12 protein-coding genes are annotated in these 19,254 nt (G+C 42.2%); 2 read left to right on the top strand and 10 right to left on the bottom strand.

The window, feature by feature from the left end; translation table 11 throughout:
* Nucleotides 1-426 precede the first annotated feature (426 nt).
* Nucleotides 427-2,274: a PKD domain-containing protein gene (locus tag NH399_RS12465; RefSeq protein WP_253040561.1), complete on the top strand. Its 1,848-nt coding sequence runs from the start codon at nucleotides 427-429 to the stop codon at nucleotides 2,272-2,274.
* Nucleotides 2,275-2,340: 66 nt separating this feature from the next.
* Here the strand turns inward: NH399_RS12465 and NH399_RS12460 are convergent, their stop codons facing one another.
* From NH399_RS12460 to NH399_RS12440, 5 genes are all read right to left on the bottom strand, one after another.
* Complete coding sequence (locus NH399_RS12460; RefSeq protein WP_253040560.1) at nucleotides 2,341-3,345, bottom strand: YafY family protein; 1,005 nt, start codon at nucleotides 3,343-3,345, stop codon at nucleotides 2,341-2,343.
* Between the two features lie 92 nt (nucleotides 3,346-3,437).
* Nucleotides 3,438-4,112 carry a hypothetical protein gene (locus NH399_RS12455; protein WP_253040559.1) on the bottom strand — a complete coding sequence of 225 codons (675 nt, stop codon included), beginning with the start codon at nucleotides 4,110-4,112 and terminating at the stop codon, nucleotides 3,438-3,440.
* A gap of 68 nt (nucleotides 4,113-4,180) precedes the next feature.
* Nucleotides 4,181-4,363 (bottom strand): hypothetical protein, encoded by a 183-nt coding sequence (locus tag NH399_RS12450; RefSeq protein ID WP_253040558.1) that lies wholly within the window; start codon nucleotides 4,361-4,363, stop codon nucleotides 4,181-4,183.
* Nucleotides 4,364-4,926: 563 nt separating this feature from the next.
* On the bottom strand, nucleotides 4,927-6,621 hold the full coding sequence (locus tag NH399_RS12445) for a hypothetical protein (RefSeq protein WP_253040557.1): 1,695 nt from the start codon (nucleotides 6,619-6,621) through the stop codon (nucleotides 4,927-4,929).
* A 575-nt stretch (nucleotides 6,622-7,196) separates the two neighbouring features.
* Nucleotides 7,197-8,462, bottom strand: coding sequence for a hypothetical protein (locus NH399_RS12440; RefSeq protein ID WP_253040556.1), 1,266 nt, complete (start codon nucleotides 8,460-8,462; stop codon nucleotides 7,197-7,199).
* Between the two features lie 292 nt (nucleotides 8,463-8,754).
* On the opposite strand from NH399_RS12440, the gene rhlP reads away from it, so the two are divergent.
* The gene (rhlP, locus tag NH399_RS12435) at nucleotides 8,755-9,600 is read left to right on the top strand and encodes a rhombotarget lipoprotein (protein WP_253040555.1); all 846 of its coding nucleotides are present in this window, start codon (nucleotides 8,755-8,757) and stop codon (nucleotides 9,598-9,600) included.
* A 219-nt stretch (nucleotides 9,601-9,819) separates the two neighbouring features.
* Here the strand turns inward: rhlP and NH399_RS12430 are convergent, their stop codons facing one another.
* From NH399_RS12430 to NH399_RS12410, 5 genes are all read right to left on the bottom strand, one after another.
* On the bottom strand, nucleotides 9,820-11,556 hold the full coding sequence (locus tag NH399_RS12430; RefSeq protein WP_253040554.1) for a retron St85 family RNA-directed DNA polymerase: 1,737 nt from the start codon (nucleotides 11,554-11,556) through the stop codon (nucleotides 9,820-9,822).
* A gap of 411 nt (nucleotides 11,557-11,967) precedes the next feature.
* On the bottom strand, nucleotides 11,968-13,608 hold the full coding sequence (locus NH399_RS12425; RefSeq protein ID WP_253040553.1) for an SWIM zinc finger family protein: 1,641 nt from the start codon (nucleotides 13,606-13,608) through the stop codon (nucleotides 11,968-11,970).
* Nucleotide 13,609: 1 nt separating this feature from the next.
* Nucleotides 13,610-16,708: a WGR domain-containing protein gene (locus tag NH399_RS12420; protein ID WP_253040552.1), complete on the bottom strand. Its 3,099-nt coding sequence runs from the start codon at nucleotides 16,706-16,708 to the stop codon at nucleotides 13,610-13,612.
* A 275-nt stretch (nucleotides 16,709-16,983) separates the two neighbouring features.
* Entirely contained in the window at nucleotides 16,984-18,462 is a 1,479-nt protein-coding gene (locus NH399_RS12415; RefSeq protein ID WP_253040551.1) for a glycine betaine ABC transporter substrate-binding protein, read from the bottom strand.
* The gene (locus tag NH399_RS12410) at nucleotides 18,459-19,184 is read right to left on the bottom strand and encodes an ATP-binding cassette domain-containing protein (RefSeq protein ID WP_253040550.1); all 726 of its coding nucleotides are present in this window, start codon (nucleotides 19,182-19,184) and stop codon (nucleotides 18,459-18,461) included. Before NH399_RS12410 ends, NH399_RS12415 begins: the two co-directional genes overlap by 4 nt.
* Between the last annotated feature and the right edge of the window lie 70 nt (nucleotides 19,185-19,254).

The following is a 19,254-nucleotide window of genomic DNA, read 5'->3' as shown; positions in this document are numbered from 1 at the left end:
ACTCACCCCAATCACTTAGTCTATCTAAGCTCAGGGGATTCGCTTGCTGGCCGCCTACCTGCACCTTGAAATACTTTGAGTATATTAATAAGTAAGTGCTGTATTTATTGCAGTGTTTACCAACCTTCTATTATAAGGTTATATATTGCACAGGTGAATAAGCTGTAATATTTACAATCTCGTAGTCTTATTAAACGCTGAATTTAACAAAATTTGTAGTTTTATGTTATCGATAATAAAAGCGGCTTTGTCTAAATTGGTTTGCGCTTATCTTTGAATAAGTTAATCACTGATTTTACTCGTAAATCACACTTTATAAAAAATAGGGATATCGCTGGTTATTATCCAAATAAAATTTCCGAGTTTGAGATTAATTGAAAGATGAGTCAGTTGGGTAATTGGCGATTAATTTTCAACGAGGTAATTATGAACAATACATCCGTTAAGTCTGCAATAATGGCTTCGCTGTTTCTTTTGGGGGGAAATGCGATTGCGGCAGATTCTTTATCAAGAACTGATGCTCCTGCACAGATGGAGTCCTCATCTAAGCAACAAATGATTACTGTGGCCGATAAAAAGTCACTGAATGCTATGCTTGCCGATAGTCGTTCATCGGCAATGTTTCGACCTGGTGCTTTTTCTGTATTGAGCGACAAGCAAATGGTCATCACCAAGAAGAATGCCAGCTTTATCAAAGTTCACTTTGCTCAATTTAATATTCCTGATGGCAGTTACGTTTTAGTTCGTAGTCCTGATGGTAGCCAAAGTTATCGTTACTCCAATACCGAAGCAAAAAAAATGACTTTGGACGAAAGCATTAACGATGACGGTGTTAATCGTTTTTCTGCTTTATCGATTGTTGGCGACACTGCCATTGTTGAGTTTGTGGCAGAAAAAAGTGTCAACGAGCGTTATCAGGTTCATGTAGACTTTGCGATGCAAGGTTACTCTGAGCAAGAGATCCAGCGCTTATTGTGGAATCAAACCAGCAGTGATCCCACTGGACGTTTGTCTACCTGTGGTGTGAATGAGCGTCGAGACGTGCAGTGTTGGGCAGATTCTCACCCTGTTGAGTATGAGCGTACACGACCTACTGCTCGTATCTTAATGAATGGTTCTGGTCTTTGTACTGCCTGGAGAGTGGGCGAAGACAATCACATGTTTACCAACAATCACTGTGTTGGTAGCCAATCGACTTTGTCAGGTACTGAGGTCTGGTTTAACTATCAGCGTACTGGCTGTGGTAGCGGTACCACTAATGATACAACTATTGTTACTGGCGATCAGTTATTAAAGACAGATTACACGCTGGATTATACTCTGTTCTCCATCAATGATTTTCCTGCGGTTGAGAGCTTCGGTTATTATGGATTGGACGTTAGGAATGCATTGCAGGATGAACGCATTTATATTTCTCAACACGGTTCAGGTAATCCTAAAGAATTATCGATAGAAAGTGATCAGAATGCGGGCGGGGTTTGTCGAGTTGACTCTCCACTTGCTTTTGGTCGTGGTGCCGATACTGACATTGGATATATGTGTGACACCATTGGTGGGAGCTCGGGTTCACCGGTATTAGCTGCTAGCTCAAATAAGGTCATCGCATTGCACCACTTTGGCGGCTGTGAAAATCAGGGGGTTCGTATTGATCTAATCTGGCCTCAGGTTGCTAACTTCTTTGGTGGTGTTATTCCTGATGGGGATAATGAAGTGCCACCTAATGGTGATCCAAGAGCTGCTTTTGGTTATACGACTAATGAGCTTGAAGTCACCTTTACTGATCACAGTAATGACAGCAATGGAACCATCGAAAGTCATGCCTGGGATTTCGGTGATGGAAATACCTCTTCAGATGCAAACCCTATTCACACTTATGATGAAGCGGGTAGCTATGAAGTCACTCTCACGGTTACCGATAACGATGACATTACCGATTCGATTACACGAACTGTAACTGTTGCCGAGATTGTTGACCCACAAATGGTGATTAAAAATATTTCTGGCACCAGCCGTGGTGAGAACGATATTTTCCGTATTAACGTACCTGCGGGAATGACTAAGCTAACATTCAAAACCTTTGCTGACAATGGCGATGCTGATTTGTATGTTCGCAAAAGCTTCCAGCCAACAACGTCACAATACGATTGCCGTGATATTTCATTAGATAGTAACGAAACCTGTGTGATCAACAATCCTGAGCCTGGTGGCTACTGGGTTATTGTGCGTACCTGGAATGCGTATGATGATCTAACGCTTACTGGTACTTATGAGTAATATGTGAAGTAATACTGATAGACGAGAAACCGCTTTTCTAAGAAAAGCGGTTTCTTTAATGAAGGATCATTTTATATCGTAATTTTGGATCATTTCTGCAATGTAGTCCTTTACTTTATCAACCATCTTTTTGGGCTGTAATACAGTAATATGACTGGCGTAGCCTAATACCCAACGCTCGAAATCATAGGTGTTGGCAACCGTAACTTGCAGCTCCATTTTGCCATTCTTTTCTTTGAGCTGTTGATCTTCTCCAAGAGGGTTTTCTATCAAAGTAGCCCATACTCTTTCGTCGACGATGGCTTTAAAGCGAATTTTTGATGGTTTAAAACTGAAGTTAATGGCACCTTCTTCAACATAGTTCGATAAGGTGAAGTCCTGCGGCACGCTGATGGGCTCAAAAGATTCGCGACAGCTGACCATTCGATGAAGAACAAAGCTCTTTACTGCTCGACTCTCTGGATTTTCGTCATAAGCCACCAAGTATTGTATTGGACCCTTTACTACGATGCCTAATGGGCTTAGCTGATAGCGTTTGGGCTTAGTTTGGCCACGTTTTGTATAACTTATCTCAATCTGGCTCTCGCTTAGTAAGGCATCAAAAACGTTGTCCAGAATCTCTTGCTTTACTGGTTTCTTCTGTAAACCAATAAACTCCGGAATGATCATAACCTTGTCTGGCCAGCGAGCATGGATGTTTTTGTTACTGCTGAGCGTTCTCTTAGCCATGTTAAACATGGGCTGCATGGATTTGAGAAGATTGTTGGGGGTGATATCGCTGAGCACCTTTTCGGCGATAAAATAGGTAATGGCCTGCGATACGCCCATTTGTCCTATTTGTTGAATGGACTTTAAATCCACAGACCATCCATAGGTGTCGGTATTGTTATCGCAACAAACACCGAAGTAGCCTTCAAGCGATTTTAAGTCTCTTTCTACAGTGCGTCGTGATACCGGAAAACCTTCTTGCTCAAGATATTGACATAGCTCTCCTGCTGTCATTTTTCCCTGAGTTGGGAGCCGTTGCAGCATCATAATTTTTCGAATTAACGTATCAGGTGATGTCGGCATTTTACTTTCCTTTAAAGCGACAGTTTATGTCGATTAAACCATCAATGTGCGCACAATAGCACGGTTTGAGCATCATGATAAATAAGCTTATTTTACTGGTTTTGGTTATTGTTATCATAGTCGAAATCATCTGAGTCATCGGATTGTCTTTCAGGGTCAGATAGGTAGACTCGAACAGCACCACTGTCGTCGTTTGAGGTCACGATTTGCAGCCTTGCCAAGTTAGGGTGATATAACAAGGATGCTGCCAAACGCTGCAGGCTATCGACTAAGGCTTCTCGGTTAAATTCAGGTAATTGATAATCAAGACGACATATCGAGTGTTTGCATTCTGGCAGCGTTACGGTTTGCTGGTGATTGAAATAAGATTGAGTTAAGGCACTATCTATTGCGATTTCAGTCGGTAATGCCCAGTCAGGATCGCGCTCTTCAAGCGCATATTGCTGGGGAATTTCATCTGATTTATCGATGGTTTTTGATTGATCAATTTTAGCACCTAGCTGCTCAAAAAAATCATCGTTATCTGTGCCTACGTCATACGGGTCTGATGAGTCCTCGGAGTAGGATGAGTTAGATGGTGGCTTTTTTAATGATTCGTTGTTGGTAGAAGTCTCGAAGGTTTTTGTTCGTGGTTCTTTTGATGTCGTTATTAAAGAATCATTGTTGGTTAGGGATGAATGACCATTTTTATGATAAAGCGTTTGCAATAATAAATACAAGCAAATCACCATGAGCAGCGCAATGATTAGATTTTTGCCATTAGACATATTGGATTCCTGATTTTGCATGTAGCAGAAGAGGCATCTTCCTTTTGGGAAGACACCTCGAGAACGGGTTAGACTGATCGATCATCATTGTTGTCAAAAATGACAACTTTGCACTTGCTCATGTCATCGTTACAGATCACACAAAATTCTTTGCCGTTGCTTGATACGTAGCACTTTGCCGACGCTGCCTGAATGAGTGACGTGGTGCTTAAGCTGAGCAATGCGACAAAAAATATAACGAGCTTATTCATATTTTCTTTTCTCCTAATTATTGAAATAGCCAACATTGGCGCAGGCAAAAATGAATAAAACTCAATGTGAAATCAATGAACTTTTGTGTGCTATTTTTTCGTCTCGATTTACCACAAAAAACTCACAAAGTTATTGAGATAATGAGGTGAGAAGTTAAGTGTTTTTTGAGATTTTCGACGAAAAGTGATGAGGTTTTGATGAAGAAGTTAAGCTTAAAAAATGTACATGCAAAATCTTGTGGCAGCAATTTTCTGTAGGCAAAAAAAAGGATGGCAAATTGCCATCCTGAAAATAAACTAATTATCTAGTTTAGAGTTAACCGAGGAAGAATCGGTTGAGTGAGTAAAATCGTGTATCTCTAGGCGAGAATGAGCTCAATTCGTTAATTGAGTATACAAGTACAATATTAAAGGTATTTGCTTGTAAACTATGTGACTTGGTCGTGATCTTTGCGTGATTGGCCGAGAAAGTTAGCGAAAGAGTGACCGATGTTTAGAGCATTGAGATAAAAAGGAAGAGAAATGAATACCAGAGACAATGAATGTCTCTGGTATTTTAAAGCTTATACCGCTTGCTTGGCTAAAATTTTACTGGCTTTTTTAATGTACAAATCTAATTTAGCCATGCTTTCTAAAGCAAAGTCGAGAATTTGTGGATTAGGTCGATGCCCTTTTTCTGCCGACTCAAGATAGAACTCGACACTACACAGGATGTCTGCCATCAGTTGGAGTGCATCTTTGTGAATCGACTCTGGGTAGATCAACAAGAAGTCTTCAACCACTTGAGCGCACTCTAAAACGATTTTTGAGTAGCCGCCATCATTCAGTTTTGATAATGACTCTGCTGCTTGTTTTAGCAACTCGGGTGTTAACTTAATAAAGGCTACGTTATTGTGGTAAGCGATAAAGTCTTCTAGAGTTTGACATGCCTGATGCAGTGACTTTTTGGCATTCTTACAGTGGGCAATGTGCTCTGTTGGTAGTGCTGACTTAGTCACCGCTTCATCACCTTTTAACGGTGCGCGGCTTTTCGCTTTTAATGCTTGCTCGATCGTTTTAAGCGCAGTCTGCATGTAGAGTCGTTGCTCTTCTGTCATTTCGTCGTTGCTACGTAATAGCTGTTCCGCTGTGTCGACCAAAGGTTTAATCGCATCAGCTTCTTCAGACATTTTGAGTACGCTAAGTAGTTTATAAAGTTGTTCGAGGTGTTCTTTGATTGGGATCAGGCTTTCGGTTGAGCGAGAGCCGGCCTGATAGGCGCTCAGATGCGCATGGATTTTGGTAACATCATCAAGCAAGGTATCAAACAAGGCTTCAAAATCTTTGTAGCTAGGTCCTTTAAGAAGTAAATATTCTTGATGAATAACACGATCAGAAATGCTGACATCATTCAATTCAAAATGCGACTTTAACTGTTGAGTTGTCATGTCTTCAGATTCCGAAAGAGAAACAAGATAAAGCAACTCTTGAGTCAGAGCGTCGGCAGACTCTCGATTCTGGTAATTGAGCTCATCACTGACTTTGGCTAACTCGCGGATTTGGAGATCCAGTTTAGAAAAGAGTTTGATGCGTTCGCGGTTTATGATCAAACCACCGTTCACATAGCCTTCAATCACGCCTATAGCGATCCAGAACAGGTTGGGACTATTAGAGCAACCGCATTGTTCATCCAGTCGTTTTAACGCGCGTCCCATCATGTTCAGACCGCCAGGTACATTGGTTCTGCGAATGACTTCAATCAAACCAATTTGATACATTTGTCGAAACAGTCGAGATTTTTCGGCAGCGTCATAACGCTCCAGGCGAGTCTCTTTTACTGTTTCTCGCATTTTGTGGTGATCGGCCTTAAAGAAACTGGATTCTTTGAAAAGCGGTAGATCGCATTCTTTACGAAACTCATTAAGAGCAGGGAATAGAAGCTCTGGAAGATCGAAAGGTTTATGGCACATGAAGTCTACGTAACGGCCAATCATAGAAAGTGAGTAGCCCATTGCTTCCATCATCGAATCAGAGACGCCTTCTGCGTAGAGCTGATTAATGGATGCCAGAATGTCTTTAATTAACTGGTGAGCGCCTTTCATATCCAGAAGCGCAAAAATATTTCTTAGTTTATGTAACTCTACTGCGGCATCTTCAAGCTCACTTCCTGTGTGATTGCTATTATGAAAAGCCTCTATTTGGGCCATAGCTTGATTGAGTACGCTATGGATGTCTTCTGAAATTAATTCCAGAGAGGCCATTGGATCACGATATGACATCTTGCTTCCTAAATAAATTGAGTGCTAAAACCAACCGAAAACAGCTAACTAATTGAAAAAGCTGATTAATTAATCCACTCTCAAAACACAGAGTAGTTATTTCAATTACAAAACCTGAGTACCGTCATTACCAGACAGAATAAATATGCACTATCTAAAGTAGAATGAAAGCTACCGAGTGACAGACGGCAGGTTTTTCAGGTTGCGTCGTTATAAAAACAGCTCAATATATAACCAGTTTTGGCCGCAGATTTCAACTTGAAATATACAATATGCTTGTATGGCCACGGTATCTTCGTGCTACAGAGAGTGCTAAATGAAACAACTACTGTATGAATAAGTAGCTGGTTGTTTGTATCTATCAGGGTTTGCTGACCAAACGAGTTTTAGTACTTGTTGAAGTTGCAAGATCGGTGAACATTCATTCGCTGCATTCTGTACGGATTATCAACATATTACCCTCTAATTTGTTAGGTAAATATGATTGATTTCTCAATCAGCTAATGAAGTGGGAAAAACTCTACACTTTGCTCACGTGCTAATGAGCGAGCAAAGTGTAAATATTTAACAAATTATTAGGTTTTATCGCAATGAAGTTTGATTTGACCAGGGGTTAAACCCGATAAATAGGTTGTTGTGTAGTTGCTTCCATCGTATGCCTGGACGAATTGTGCATAGTGAAAGCTGCATAAACCATCTTTGCGTTGCATAACTATTATGCCAGCAATAGACCGCCCTGTAATAATGCCTGTTAGACGATTGCGTAAGATAGACCAGTCAGACCCAGTGAAATAAGTTCGCGTGATGGTCTCCTTCCAATTTTCTCGTTTGGCTCGTGTTCGGGCCGAGGAGAGCGCCTGTTGTTCGAAGTTGGCATCTGTTAGACCTTGCTCAGGTAATCTTTGTTGGCTGATTTTTTGGGTGTCTCTTTCTTGGCGTTGCTGGTCGCGATAGGTTTTTATTTTAGTCGTTAGTTGGCTAAGCCATTGATCTAACTTTTTCTGCTCGGCCTTGTTGTTAAGTAGACGGCGTAAAAATTGACGGTCTTTAGCAAACACATTGTAGGAATCGTGTTTTCCCCATTGAGCATCACCCAGAGGCGACTGCATACGTGTCCAAAGGTAGGTGCCGTTGGGCAGATGATAAAGGTTAGTGGTTCGGCTCCCTGAATACACTGGCACGCCAGCAACCTTGCTCTCCTCAGGGAGATAAAGCCAGCTATCAAAGGCGCAGTTTTCACAGATGTAGGTTTGCACATCAGCATCTGGAGCCTGAGGGGGCGGAATAAGATAACTTTGTACTTTCTTTCCTGCGTGAGTCATGGGAACTGCCAGAAAATACTCATGAGTTCCCTGTGCTGTTTGCTTAACCGCTGGACCGTTAATGATCTGCTCTGAGGCTGAAAGAGCAAAACTCTTTGCCTGCTCTAAGGTTAGCGTGCTTAGAGTGGATTTAGATTGGCTGTAGATGTTGATGTAGCGAAAATGCTTCCAAGGTTTATTGCCTAACTGGGCGTCGGCTAACAGGTTGATGAGGGTGCCTGGTTTGTAGGCAAGAACATAGAGCCCCATTGAATTAAAAAACACCGGAAAACCCAATGTGTTACTGGGCTCTTCCTGATAGCTGTAGACAGCAGGAGGGCATTGATTGCAGGCTTTAGTTACCAGCACTTTCTTGCCGTTAAGTTGACCGTATTCTATCGCAAGCTGGCTAGTTTGTCCGGCGGGAGAACGCTCTGGTTGCTTTAAATGATAAGTTCCCGTCAGTGCGCTTAGCTTCGATTCGTCACCCCATATCTGAGCCGTCATGATAGTGAGTAGACAGAGTATTATTGATTTCATTTTATCCTCAGCAGTTTTCTTTTGTTCTGTATTGATTGTAATCAACCCTCTGCAAATTCGCCCCATAAGTTGGGGAATAAACAGGGACAAGTTCAGAGCGCCCTGCTTTTGGCCACTCAAAGAGGCTGTTTTTTAAACTATATAGCTGGTTTATTCGCTTATATCGGCTATTCAGGGGGGGGAGTAGCTTTATTTGATACTTAAGGTTGTTTGTTATTCGACTTAGTTCAGCTGGGTTGGCTTTCTTGATTCGGGAGGGAATACTAAGCCCAACAACAACAGACGGAGCGTTATGATGCGCCAGTTTAAAGTATTAGTAGGGATGTTTTTTATCTTTGTTTTAACCGCTTGTTCTTTTGGTGGTGGTCGCCACAGTCAATCTGCAAGTCTGGTCGATTTTCTTTATCCCGATGGTCAGCAACCTTCTCATCGGGCCGACGCTATTCCTCAGCTGTCATTGCCGTTAAGAGTGGGAATCGCTTTCGTACCATCACAGCACTCCAGACATAATCAATTATCTGAGGCAAAAAAAAATCAGCTTTTAACTAACGTTGCAAAGCAATTTGAAACGGAAGCCTTTATTGAACATATCGAAGTTATTCCTGATATTTATATGCGACAAGGCAAAGGATTTAACACCATTGAGCAACTTTCTCGTTTATACAATATAGATGTGATTGCACTGGTATCTTATGACCAAATTGCCAACAACCATCAAAATAACCTGGCATTAACTTACTGGACGATTGTGGGGGCCTATATTATTCCTGGGGATAACACCGACGTACAAACCTTTGTCGATACTGCTGTATTTGATGTGGCGACAAGAAAGTTGCTGTTTCGTGCACCTGGGATCGATACGACAAAAAAAATACATACTGCAGTTTCGGCTGAAGAAACCTATCAAACTATGAGTTCAAAGAGCTTTGATAATGCAATGAGTGCCATGAGCGTCAATTTAAAGAAATCTCTCGAACAATTTAAAGAAAAAGTAAAGGAGAACAAATCGGTTGCGCAAGTTAAGTACCGCTCTGGGTATCGTGGTGGCGGTGGCTCCCTGGAGTGGTTTGGACTGATATTGCTTCTTGCTTTATGCACACTACGCCGCACCGCGCAGGAAACGTTTACAAAGGAGTGAACACGATAGAGGAGAAGGATTATTGTTGATAAGGACTTAAATATTCTCTGTTTCGTAAAACGAGAAAAGGAATAGAGGCAAGTAAACTAAGGATGGCTAATCATTATCAATGGATGAATGAGCGGCGGCGAGTAGGAAGTCATAGCTTAAGGATGAGGCGTCACCTGTAATAAACAGGTGACTATGCCGCATAAACTTGCTGACCTTAGTTTTATCACATTAACTGGCAAAATAAAGTAATGCCAACAAAGCCAAAAACAACAGTGCTATCATTTTCATTGTTTGTGCCATCTTGTCGATGTTTTCATGAGCGTCTTGATCATTAGCAACAGGACTGGTAACTTGCTCTTCTGGTGCAGTGTGTGGCTTTGGCTTTTCAGATTGAGCCGCTTTAGCTTTCTGTTTTTGTACCTTAATTTCTTCAGCAGTAAGTTCCTTATCTGGGGCTGTCTTGGGTTTTGCCTGCCACCAGTTTTCTGCTGGTAATTTTCCTGCCGCAGCTTGCTGTCGCAAGTTTGGATATTTAGCAGAACGTTGCTGAGGAGGCTTAGCCGAGTACTTAGCTTTAATTTGCCGCACTTTCTCTTTTAGTTTTTGTCCTTTCTCTGGCGCCACCATGGTAACAAAGTTAGCGTAACCGGTGATTGAGGAAAACAACTCTCCATTGCCCCAAGATTTACCGTCTGGGCCATCTTTATCTATTTGATGAAGTAGTGCTCTAAATTGCTTTAAAGTTTTTCGATTAACACTGAGCTTTTTGTTAACAACGATGCCTGTAACTTCTTGTTGTTTGTGCTTGCGCATGACTCGAGTTTTATCGGGATGAATAGCAAAGCCTTCGTCCTTCACAACTTGCCTAACGCGCCAAAGCAACTTTTTAATGCTTGCTTCATTGTTAGCTTGTGTCGAGAAAGTGAGATCATCAGCATAGCGTGTAAAGGTAAAGTTTAATGAGTTCGCGATACCTTGCAGACGCCGATCCATCTTGCGGCAGAGTAGATTGCTGAGTGCCGGGCTGGTAGGTGCGCCTTGCGGCAGTTTCGGTTCGGTTGTAGCTACAAAGTAATGAGTGCCATCCAGCTCGACCATTTCTACATTAGCTTCTGAGCAAACCGAAGCCAGTAAGGTGGCAATGTGCTCGCTATAACCCAGCTGTTGAAACACACCTTTGATTCGCCGAAATGTGATGGTCGGGAAAAAGTCTTTTAAATCCAGATTAATAACAATGGCTTTATCAACATGAGGTTGAGCATTGCTGACTATTGAGCGTTGATCGATAAAACCATGGGCTGCGTCGTTTAAAGGTAATTTCTTTAGAATGTTATCAAGAATCCAATACTGTGCAGCTTTTAGGCGAGGCATAGGAGCCGATATTTCTCGGGTGCCTCCGGTTTTTTTAGGGATTGAAAAATGTTGATAGTGATTTTTTGTGTGCACTTTCTTTTTATAACAAAGAAAACGTAATTCATTGAGGCTAATACCCATTGCGGAGGCCAGGGCTTGCTCATCAGAAAACTCAGGAAGCTGTTGTTGTGTCAGACGCTCCAGATCTTGTTCTTTGTCGCCGAGGCCTCTGGAGATACCCTCGCCAATGTAGGTGATCTCATTCTGCTGACGTTGGTGCCAGGCTTGCGCTTTTTCGAAGCGTATTCTGTTACGTTCTTGACGCGTATGTTCACGTTTTTCTAGTGCTTCTTTCTTTCGTTGCTTGTGCAGAGCTTGTAGAGCCGCTTCAGGATCTTCATAAAGTGCAATTTCTTTACCTAATTCATGCAGCTCTTTGCTCAAAGCGACTTTTTTTTCTATCAGCTCTGCAGCAACCTGAGGCTTTTCTTCATTGTCGGGCCAAAAGCCCAGACGTTTCATTTCTGATAGTATGTACTCATCTTTACTCGTTTCGCGTATGCGTTGATAAATTTCTTGTCGAGTAAGTTTTTTATTATCGGTTTCTGCCATGATAAAAGTATCCGACTACAGATTTGTTGAGCTCGGTTTACTTGACGTAATCCGGTAATGCTCTAAATAAAAGAAGAGAGAGAAAATAAATAATCGACTGACACAAAATAAAAGAAAGTTGACTGTAGTGTGAAGAACAATGCCTTCGTAGAATTTCTCAGAACTGAACCAATCAACTCGACGCCGTACGCACCACCTATCGCTCATTGGCTTCTCCGAAGCCATACCGCAATAGCGATAGGTGGTGCAGTACGGCCCAGTAAAGATTGGGTCAGTAACGCGTGAATGGTCTATAAGCAAGAACGGCGATCCACCGTTCGGGTTGCAAGGTAGCTTCATCACACTACAGTCAAAACTCAGTATATCAATGTCGTTGATTAAGTTAAACCTCTTCATGATTAATTTTGCTTGTTATGCCGTTTGTTGCTGGTAGCAAGCTCGTAATGCCAACATGTGTTCACAAGGGCCTTTACGTAATTTATTTTCATGATAAAAATGACAATCGCAACTGGCTTGCGTCATACGATTATCATCATCAATCTGTATTTTGGGTGAGTATTCGACAGCATTGTCCATGACTTTCCCTGACAGATTAAGCGTTTTGTGAGAGTGATCTTTTTGCGTCACAGTCACTAAGTTATGGTCAACAAAACGATTGGCTTTTTCTTCTCTTTCATTGGCAAAGCGTAGCAATGACATAGGTAGCTCTTCACGAGTCAACGCTCGAATGCGATAGCATTCGTGTTGTAAGTCATAAAGCACCTGGCCTTGCTGGCAATAACGAGAAAGTGCCGATTTGACCACTTGCTCTTCGAGTCCTAATCGTTGTGCCAGACTACTCGATGACTCAACCCAGTTTTCTAACAAGGCGCTATAAACGCGTTTTAGTGTGACTTCATCAACATCACCACGAGGTGCCATTAAGTCGAAGTTACCAAGATGCGACCAGTTATTTGCCGTCCATCCTGACAAACCCAATGTAAAAGCCATGTCTCCAAGATCGGCAATATAAAAGCTAGGCAAGCCATCACCTGTTAGATAAACGGTAAATTTATTAGCAACAGGGATCAGTCTTTCCAAAATATGCAAACGTCGCCGTCCCCAAGTTCTAATATGAGCTGCATTTGAGCCTTGATAAATTGAGCGCGAACAGACAATTTTATGATTCCAGGGTTCTAGAACAATGACAATGGGCTCGCCAGGCGTCAGTTCATAACGCAAAGCTCTAGGACCAACACGTTCTTTATTTCTTCGTAATAAATAACATAAGTTATGAATATCCATCGGATGCAGATCAAATTGAACTAGCGGCAAAGTCATCGCTGAACTGACTTGCAAAAAGCCTCTTACCCAGCTTTCTGGAAGATCGATTTTCTTTTCTTCATGAGTGTCTTCGCCAGTAGTACTAACCGCGAATCCTTCGGGATCTACTTTGAGTTCGGTTTCTCGATAGTTACGAATTTTCTGAAACTCGTCGTAAAGCCCCTGAGAATAATCGATGTTTGTCGTGCCGCATGCGTGTTCGTTAATTTCTTTAAATACATCATGCCGACAACTGAGTTTGCCGTAGCTTGATTCGTCTTCTGAGAAGCACTCAAAAAATATTTCGTCTGGGTGCACCGTAATCACGGGATCTAGTACCCACCAGGCGTCCATATCATGCTTATAAAGGTACTTAAAGTATTTGTTCTGTGCTTCGTAGTAAGGTTTAAGAACCTCGTAGCTATCTCTATTCAGTTTACTGAGTTCTGAGCGAAGTGCGGTGGCTTTGGCTTCGGCTTCAGAGCCTCTGGCAATAAACTCTGCGAGCATTCTTTGTTCTTCTGATTCCAGCCAGGTTTTGTACTCCGTTAAATCTCTTGGCTGAAAACGCATGTCAGAAATGACTACGTTGTGCAAAGCTGATATGGCTTCTCGGAATGCTAGCTTTTGATGCAGCTTACCAACAAAATACGTTGGTTCTCTTAGGCTGTCAGGACTAAAAGAAAGCTGGCTGTTAGCTGAGTTTGTTGAGACTTTACTGGAGCCTTGATAACGATATCGAAATTCCATTCTAGGCTCCCTTTGCAGACTGCCATATTGGCTTGGTTGAGTAGTGCAGAGGTAATGAGAGATCCGGATAACGTAACTTAAGTTTTAACAAGTTTTGGATCAGTGTACTTTTATCCTTCATAACCAGGGTAATGCTTTGGCGAGTGAATATATCGGCTACCATTTCTGCTACTTTTCTATTGTCGTTGGCCTCTGTCATTAAAAAGGCAAATATTCGGTCTTTGCAAACTCGAGCTTTATTAACCTGTGATAACACCGTAACAAAGTAAGACTTTAACTCCAGAATGATGTCCGTTTTTCCAGAAGCATAGTCCTGCAAAAATTGACTGGCAAAGAGCTGAACATTCTCTGATGGATGCTGGCTTAACTTTTCCAGATATTCTTGTCCTTGTTCATGCTCAAAGAAAGTCTGTAGTATTTCTTTACCAAAGGCCTGTACGTGGTCATTGTTGTTGTCACATAGAAAGACAATCAGCTCAGGTGTCCAGTGAGTGTCATCAAACTGCTTGCGGAAGTAGCCTTCGGCAAATGTTTGAGTATCCTGCCACTGACTATCAAAAATTCTTAAGGCATTGCGAGCGTCTTCCGCTATTTTGGGGAGATGATTTTGATAGGCCGCATGGCTCCAGAGTCTCACTTGCTTATCGGAGTGGTTAGCTAATATGGCCCATTGTTTGACACTGTAAGCCGATGCTTCCCGTGATGATAATACGATAGCACCAATACGCTGAGCTGCCTGAGATTGAGCTTGTAGCATGCGCCAGAGTTGATCTTTATCGATTGTATTCCAAAAGGGCGACAAGTTAGCTTTAAATAATTCTACCAAGTCATCGTGTAAGCCGGGCTTTGCCTCACCACGAAAAGCTGCGTTTACAAAAGTGTCCGTTGTATGTTCGCCGAAGTCTGATGAGGCTTGGAGCAAACGTTGTATGATGGTTGCTGCAGCGAGCCGTTCTTCAGATTCACCGTTAAGGAAGATGGTGAGTACAGTATTAGGTTGCAGCAGTAATTTATCGTCACTTTGTTTACCAAGCAAGCTAATACCCACCGAGCGAATCAATGTTTCTGCAGAGCTACTGATGGTTTGATAAATCTCGGTTGGAATAGCTTCAAAAGGAATTTGGCTTTTTAGTGTTAGTTGAGCGGCTAAATACCTTAAACCTAACGAACTTTGCTTTAGTAGATGGCTGATTGTAAATACTTCTACTTCAGCCAGTGCTTGGGGTAAGTTCTTTTCTGCAAAATGGATCAATGCATCCACTTGCTCTGGTTGCACTGCTGATAAAGTTTGGTAATGTGCTATAAGCTGCTTAAGGATTTGTATTTGAATCGTCGGCTCGAGAGTCGGATAGTCGATCTCCGATATCCAGTTTAAAATCTCTTTATGTTTTGAAGCCAGTATTTCACATAGAAGTTGTTCATCTTGATACCAAAGAGCGAGCGTATTGTTTAGATACTGAGTGGCAAGCTCTCTGGCTTCATCAAGAACTGAGTTCAGTAGTGCAATACTCAGCGCTTTGTTAAAGCTGTTTCCAGAAAGACGGTTTTTCACTTGCTCGAGAGCTAGTTTGGCTGTCTCTTGGTAGGGTTTCTCGAGTAACTTTGCCAGTTGACCGGCTGTTAACTTAGTTATGGTGTCGGGATGTTCTTGCAGCATTCTCAGTGCGCACTGATGGACTGGATAACATCGACTTTCTAATAACAGGACAATGATTTTTTCGGGATTTCTATCCCACATCTGAGGATGGTTTTCGGTGCGCTCTTGATGAGTTTCTTCACCTGTCTTGATCCATGCTCTGTTGGTTTTCTTTAATCTGTAGTTGCTGCTATTGCCATAGATGATGTAGTTAAATGCCAAAAAGTGTGCAAAGGGGCCGTATTCAATGTCGGTATAACCACCAGAACTCCAATCATAATATTTTATCGTTTTGGCAGGTACGGCGTCTTCATCGGTGATAGCAGTGAGTATTCCCGTTGCGAGATCTAGATATCTTGGATCATCCGAGGCAGCCAGTCGTCTTAATTGACGCAGGGTTCGACGTTGAAAATAAGTTCGTGTCTTACCTGAATAGGCGAGACGAGCATTGGGTTTCTTGAGTTCTTTTGACGGCGTTAAACTGCCGACGTCAGGTAAGTAAGTCCAGTCATATTCATTATTAAAAAAAGCTTTTGTTGCATCAAAGCGTAATGCCAGTATGCCTAGCATGGCTGCATCTTGTCTCATCTCTGCGATTTTATAGAGATGGCGAATGCCTTTAAAATAACCTGGCTTTATCGGTAGTTTGCGTAACAACTGCAGCAGTGCTGTATGCAGTTGTGGGTAGATGAGTGTCGCTTGATATAAAATGACTAACCAGTCGTTATAGGATTTATTAGCCGCTTCACTAAAACAGGCATCAAGATGGCCATAGAGTCGATCAGCGGGTTCCGAAATATGTTCTTTAATTGGTTCGGGCAGCGATGCCAGTTGTGAATTAAGCTGAGCTTGTCGTTCTGATGGTTCAAGTAGACAAAGTAAGGCTTCATGAGCTAACTGACTAACATGTTTATGTTTGCTCTGAGTCAGATGCTCCAGATCGGCTAAGTCGTCGTGTGAACCACAACGGCCGATAGCCCAGGTGATCGAATAGTCTTCTAGCCAGTGACCGCTTCCGATATATTTTTTAATGGCACTCAGTGCGGAAGAGGCGCCAATCTCGCCTAAACGCCAAATAATTCGGGAACGTCTTTTGGATACCGCTTCACTGTTCAGTCTTGTTAGCAGGGTGTTTACCTGGGTTTCACTAACTGCCTGTGAAGGGAGAGCGGTTGCATTAGCATTTTCTGTTACTGGTGGCGTTTTCGGTGCCTCCGAAATATCAATATAGCCTTTATTGAGTTTTGATACGATTAAGCTGTCAAATAAACGTTGGGCTTCTTCGAGGGTAACCGGAATGGTGGTCTTAGTGCTTTCTCTAAGCTTATGGCCAGATCGACCATAACGAAAATTAACCAGAAAACGTTTGTCTTTTGTTGCCGTTGTTTCAACAAGATCGACTTCGTATATTTTATCGGAACGATCGTCTTGATAATGAAGACGTGTTTTTTTAATTAATTTCATATCCCTGGTGCTTGTGTCATACCTTCTCAATGATGGGAGAAGGCTATCGATGATTTTTTAGCCGACTATATGATGCTATTTAACCGGCACAAATAGTAATTAAGCGAGCTAACCATAAGATTCCATCTCTGATTCTATCTTGCTCACCATTTTGGCAGTCTATCCGGTACTTTGTGATCGAGCGTTCTTCTTTATAATTAAAAAGCTAAGTCAAAGCAAATAATTTAGTCACGAAACACCATCCGTATTCATTTTTCTATGTTTGTTTGCTGAGTTTACTTGCGTCTCAGGTGCGCAGGTAATAACTTTTTATCGATGATTTCAAAAATAAACTCTGTTGTTAATGCAAGCAGTGCAGCAGGAATGGCTCCTTGCAATACCAATTGATGGTCATTGAGTGTTAGCCCAGTGATGATGGGTTCTCCCAGACCTCCTGCGCCCACAAAGGCTGCCAATGTCGCGGTACCGATATTTATGATGGCAGCCGTTTTTATGCCGGCTAATATCGAGGGAATGGCAAGGGGTAACTCTATTTTCCATAAGCGTTGCTTTGGAGACAACCCAAGACCATCAGCAACTTGTTTTAGTAATGGATCAATATTATTTAAACCATTTAAAGTATTACGTACTATCGGCAAAAGAGAATATAAAAACAAAGCAATGATGGCAGGTGTTTCACCCAGTCCAAATAAGGGTATCATGAGTGCGAGTAAAGCAAGTGAGGGAATTGTTTGCAGTAGTCCAGTACTATAAACAACAAAACGGCTCAATTTTTGATTTTGATAGGTTAGAAGGGCCAAAGGAACGGCTGACAAACAAGCGGTAACCAAAGCAAATAATGTTAGGTAGAGGTGCTGTAATGTATGGTCGAATGTTGAAGTATCTGCATTGGTACCAACGTCTGAATTAGGAGCGATCAGTTTTTCTGTGAGCAAGAAATGGCGCGCTACACTGGCTGGAGTATGGTTCGGTTGGGTTGCCAGGTAATTTAGATTGCGCATTTGATCGTCGGTAATGCGGCCAGCTAACTGGTCTAACAGATTGACGACAGGCATTGGCAAATCTTCCTGAACCAGATAGGCAGCATGATACGCAGGAAAAAAGTCTCGATCATCGTGCAATAGTGCGAGCTTATATTGTTCTAACTCACCATCCGTTGTGTAGGCATCGGTGACATCCAGTTTATTTTGTTGGATAGCGGCATAGGCTAAAGCATGCTCTATACCACTAACGGAGTTTGTCAGTTGGTAGTGCTGTTGTAAGGATGGCCAGCCATCTTGACGTTTTAGAAATTCTAAAGAAAGTGCCCAGCGCAACTGAGGATATTGATTTAAGTCGCTGATGTTTTTTATATTGTATTGTTGAGCAAGCTCTTTGCTCATTGCGATTGCATAACTGTTGTTAAAGCCCAGCGGAGCCAGTAACGCCAGTTTGTGATGAGCTAATGACGCTCTTATAGATTCCTGAGAGGTTTCGGACTGTTTTAATATAGCGGTTGCTATGGTGCCAGTGTACTCAGGATAAATATCGATACTGCCTTGTTTGAGTGCTTCATAAACAATGAGTGTGCCGCCAAGTCCCAGCTCTCGTTTGACCGGTATGCCATTGTGTTCCAGCAGTTGTGCTGCGATTTCTGCCAGGATGTGGCTTTCCATAAAGGCTTTGGAGCCAATGACCAGTGGTTTGTTATTGGCTGCACTAGCGGTGAAGGCTGTAAAAATACTCAATAAAAGTATGATGACATAGTGTCTCATAGCGACTCCAGTAGCCATTGTTCTATAGAACTTTCTGGATATTGTTTTTTTATATCTGAGCGTGTTACTTGTTGCGTTACTGTTCCGGCTTTCATGATAAGAAATCGATCTGCGAGTAATTCGGCTTCTCTCATATCATGAGTCACCATAACAATACATCGAGGCTCCAGAGATTGGAGAGCCAGCAAGTGATGATGAATCTCTACTCGAGTAATGGGATCAACGGCAGCAAAAGCTTCATCAAGCAATAATATGTCTGGTTTTAGCATCATGGCTCGACATAAACCTGCTCGTTGCTGCTGCCCCCCACTCACAGTATGAGGGTAGCGAGTCAGCAAGTCGCTTTCGAGCTGAACGATTTCTGATAAAAAGTTTAGGCGTTGCTCTATATCGTGAGTAGACCATTGCTCTAACTCTGCAACCAGAGTGATATTTTGCTTAAGCGTCAAATGAGGAAATAACCCCGTTCCTTGAACAGCGTATCCCATCTTCTTTCTTGCATCATTGATATTTTGCGTTTGCAAAGACTGCCCCAAAAAAAGTACTTCGCCTTCGTCAGGGGATTCGAGCCCATTGAGTAACTTGAGCAGTGTCGATTTTCCGCAACCACTTTTGCCTATAATGGCTGTGATGGTTTTTTCGGGAAAGACGCAGCTGACTTTATCAATCGCAGTGTGCTGATTGAATACTTTGCGAGCATTAGTAATTTCTAATGGATGCATGATGAACGACGACCAAAGTTGAGTGCTGCCAGAAGCCTGTTGTCAATTTGTACCTCAAGATGGTGAACAT

It is taken from the genome of Pleionea sp. CnH1-48 (assembly GCF_024124665.1).
Taxonomy (GTDB): domain Bacteria; phylum Pseudomonadota; class Gammaproteobacteria; order Enterobacterales; family Kangiellaceae; genus JAMXSB01.
The sequence above is the reverse complement of the archived record's forward strand: the minus strand, read 5'-3'. Positions and strand labels throughout refer to the sequence as shown.

What these genes read in the sequence shown, in the direction of transcription:
- NH399_RS12465 (WP_253040561.1), top strand. Translation starts at nt 427, where the DNA reads ATGAACAATACATCCGTTAAGTCTGCAATAATGGCTTCGCTGTTTCTT.
- NH399_RS12460 (WP_253040560.1), bottom strand. Translation starts at nt 3,345, where the DNA reads ATGCCGACATCACCTGATACGTTAATTCGAAAAATTATGATGCTGCAA.
- NH399_RS12455 (WP_253040559.1), bottom strand. Translation starts at nt 4,112, where the DNA reads ATGTCTAATGGCAAAAATCTAATCATTGCGCTGCTCATGGTGATTTGC.
- NH399_RS12450 (WP_253040558.1), bottom strand. Translation starts at nt 4,363, where the DNA reads ATGAATAAGCTCGTTATATTTTTTGTCGCATTGCTCAGCTTAAGCACC.
- NH399_RS12445 (WP_253040557.1), bottom strand. Translation starts at nt 6,621, where the DNA reads ATGTCATATCGTGATCCAATGGCCTCTCTGGAATTAATTTCAGAAGAC.
- NH399_RS12440 (WP_253040556.1), bottom strand. Translation starts at nt 8,462, where the DNA reads ATGAAATCAATAATACTCTGTCTACTCACTATCATGACGGCTCAGATA.
- rhlP (WP_253040555.1), top strand. Translation starts at nt 8,755, where the DNA reads ATGATGCGCCAGTTTAAAGTATTAGTAGGGATGTTTTTTATCTTTGTT.
- NH399_RS12430 (WP_253040554.1), bottom strand. Translation starts at nt 11,556, where the DNA reads ATGGCAGAAACCGATAATAAAAAACTTACTCGACAAGAAATTTATCAA.
- NH399_RS12425 (WP_253040553.1), bottom strand. Translation starts at nt 13,608, where the DNA reads ATGGAATTTCGATATCGTTATCAAGGCTCCAGTAAAGTCTCAACAAAC.
- NH399_RS12420 (WP_253040552.1), bottom strand. Translation starts at nt 16,708, where the DNA reads ATGAAATTAATTAAAAAAACACGTCTTCATTATCAAGACGATCGTTCC.
- NH399_RS12415 (WP_253040551.1), bottom strand. Translation starts at nt 18,462, where the DNA reads ATGAGACACTATGTCATCATACTTTTATTGAGTATTTTTACAGCCTTC.
- NH399_RS12410 (WP_253040550.1), bottom strand. Translation starts at nt 19,184, where the DNA reads ATGCATCCATTAGAAATTACTAATGCTCGCAAAGTATTCAATCAGCAC.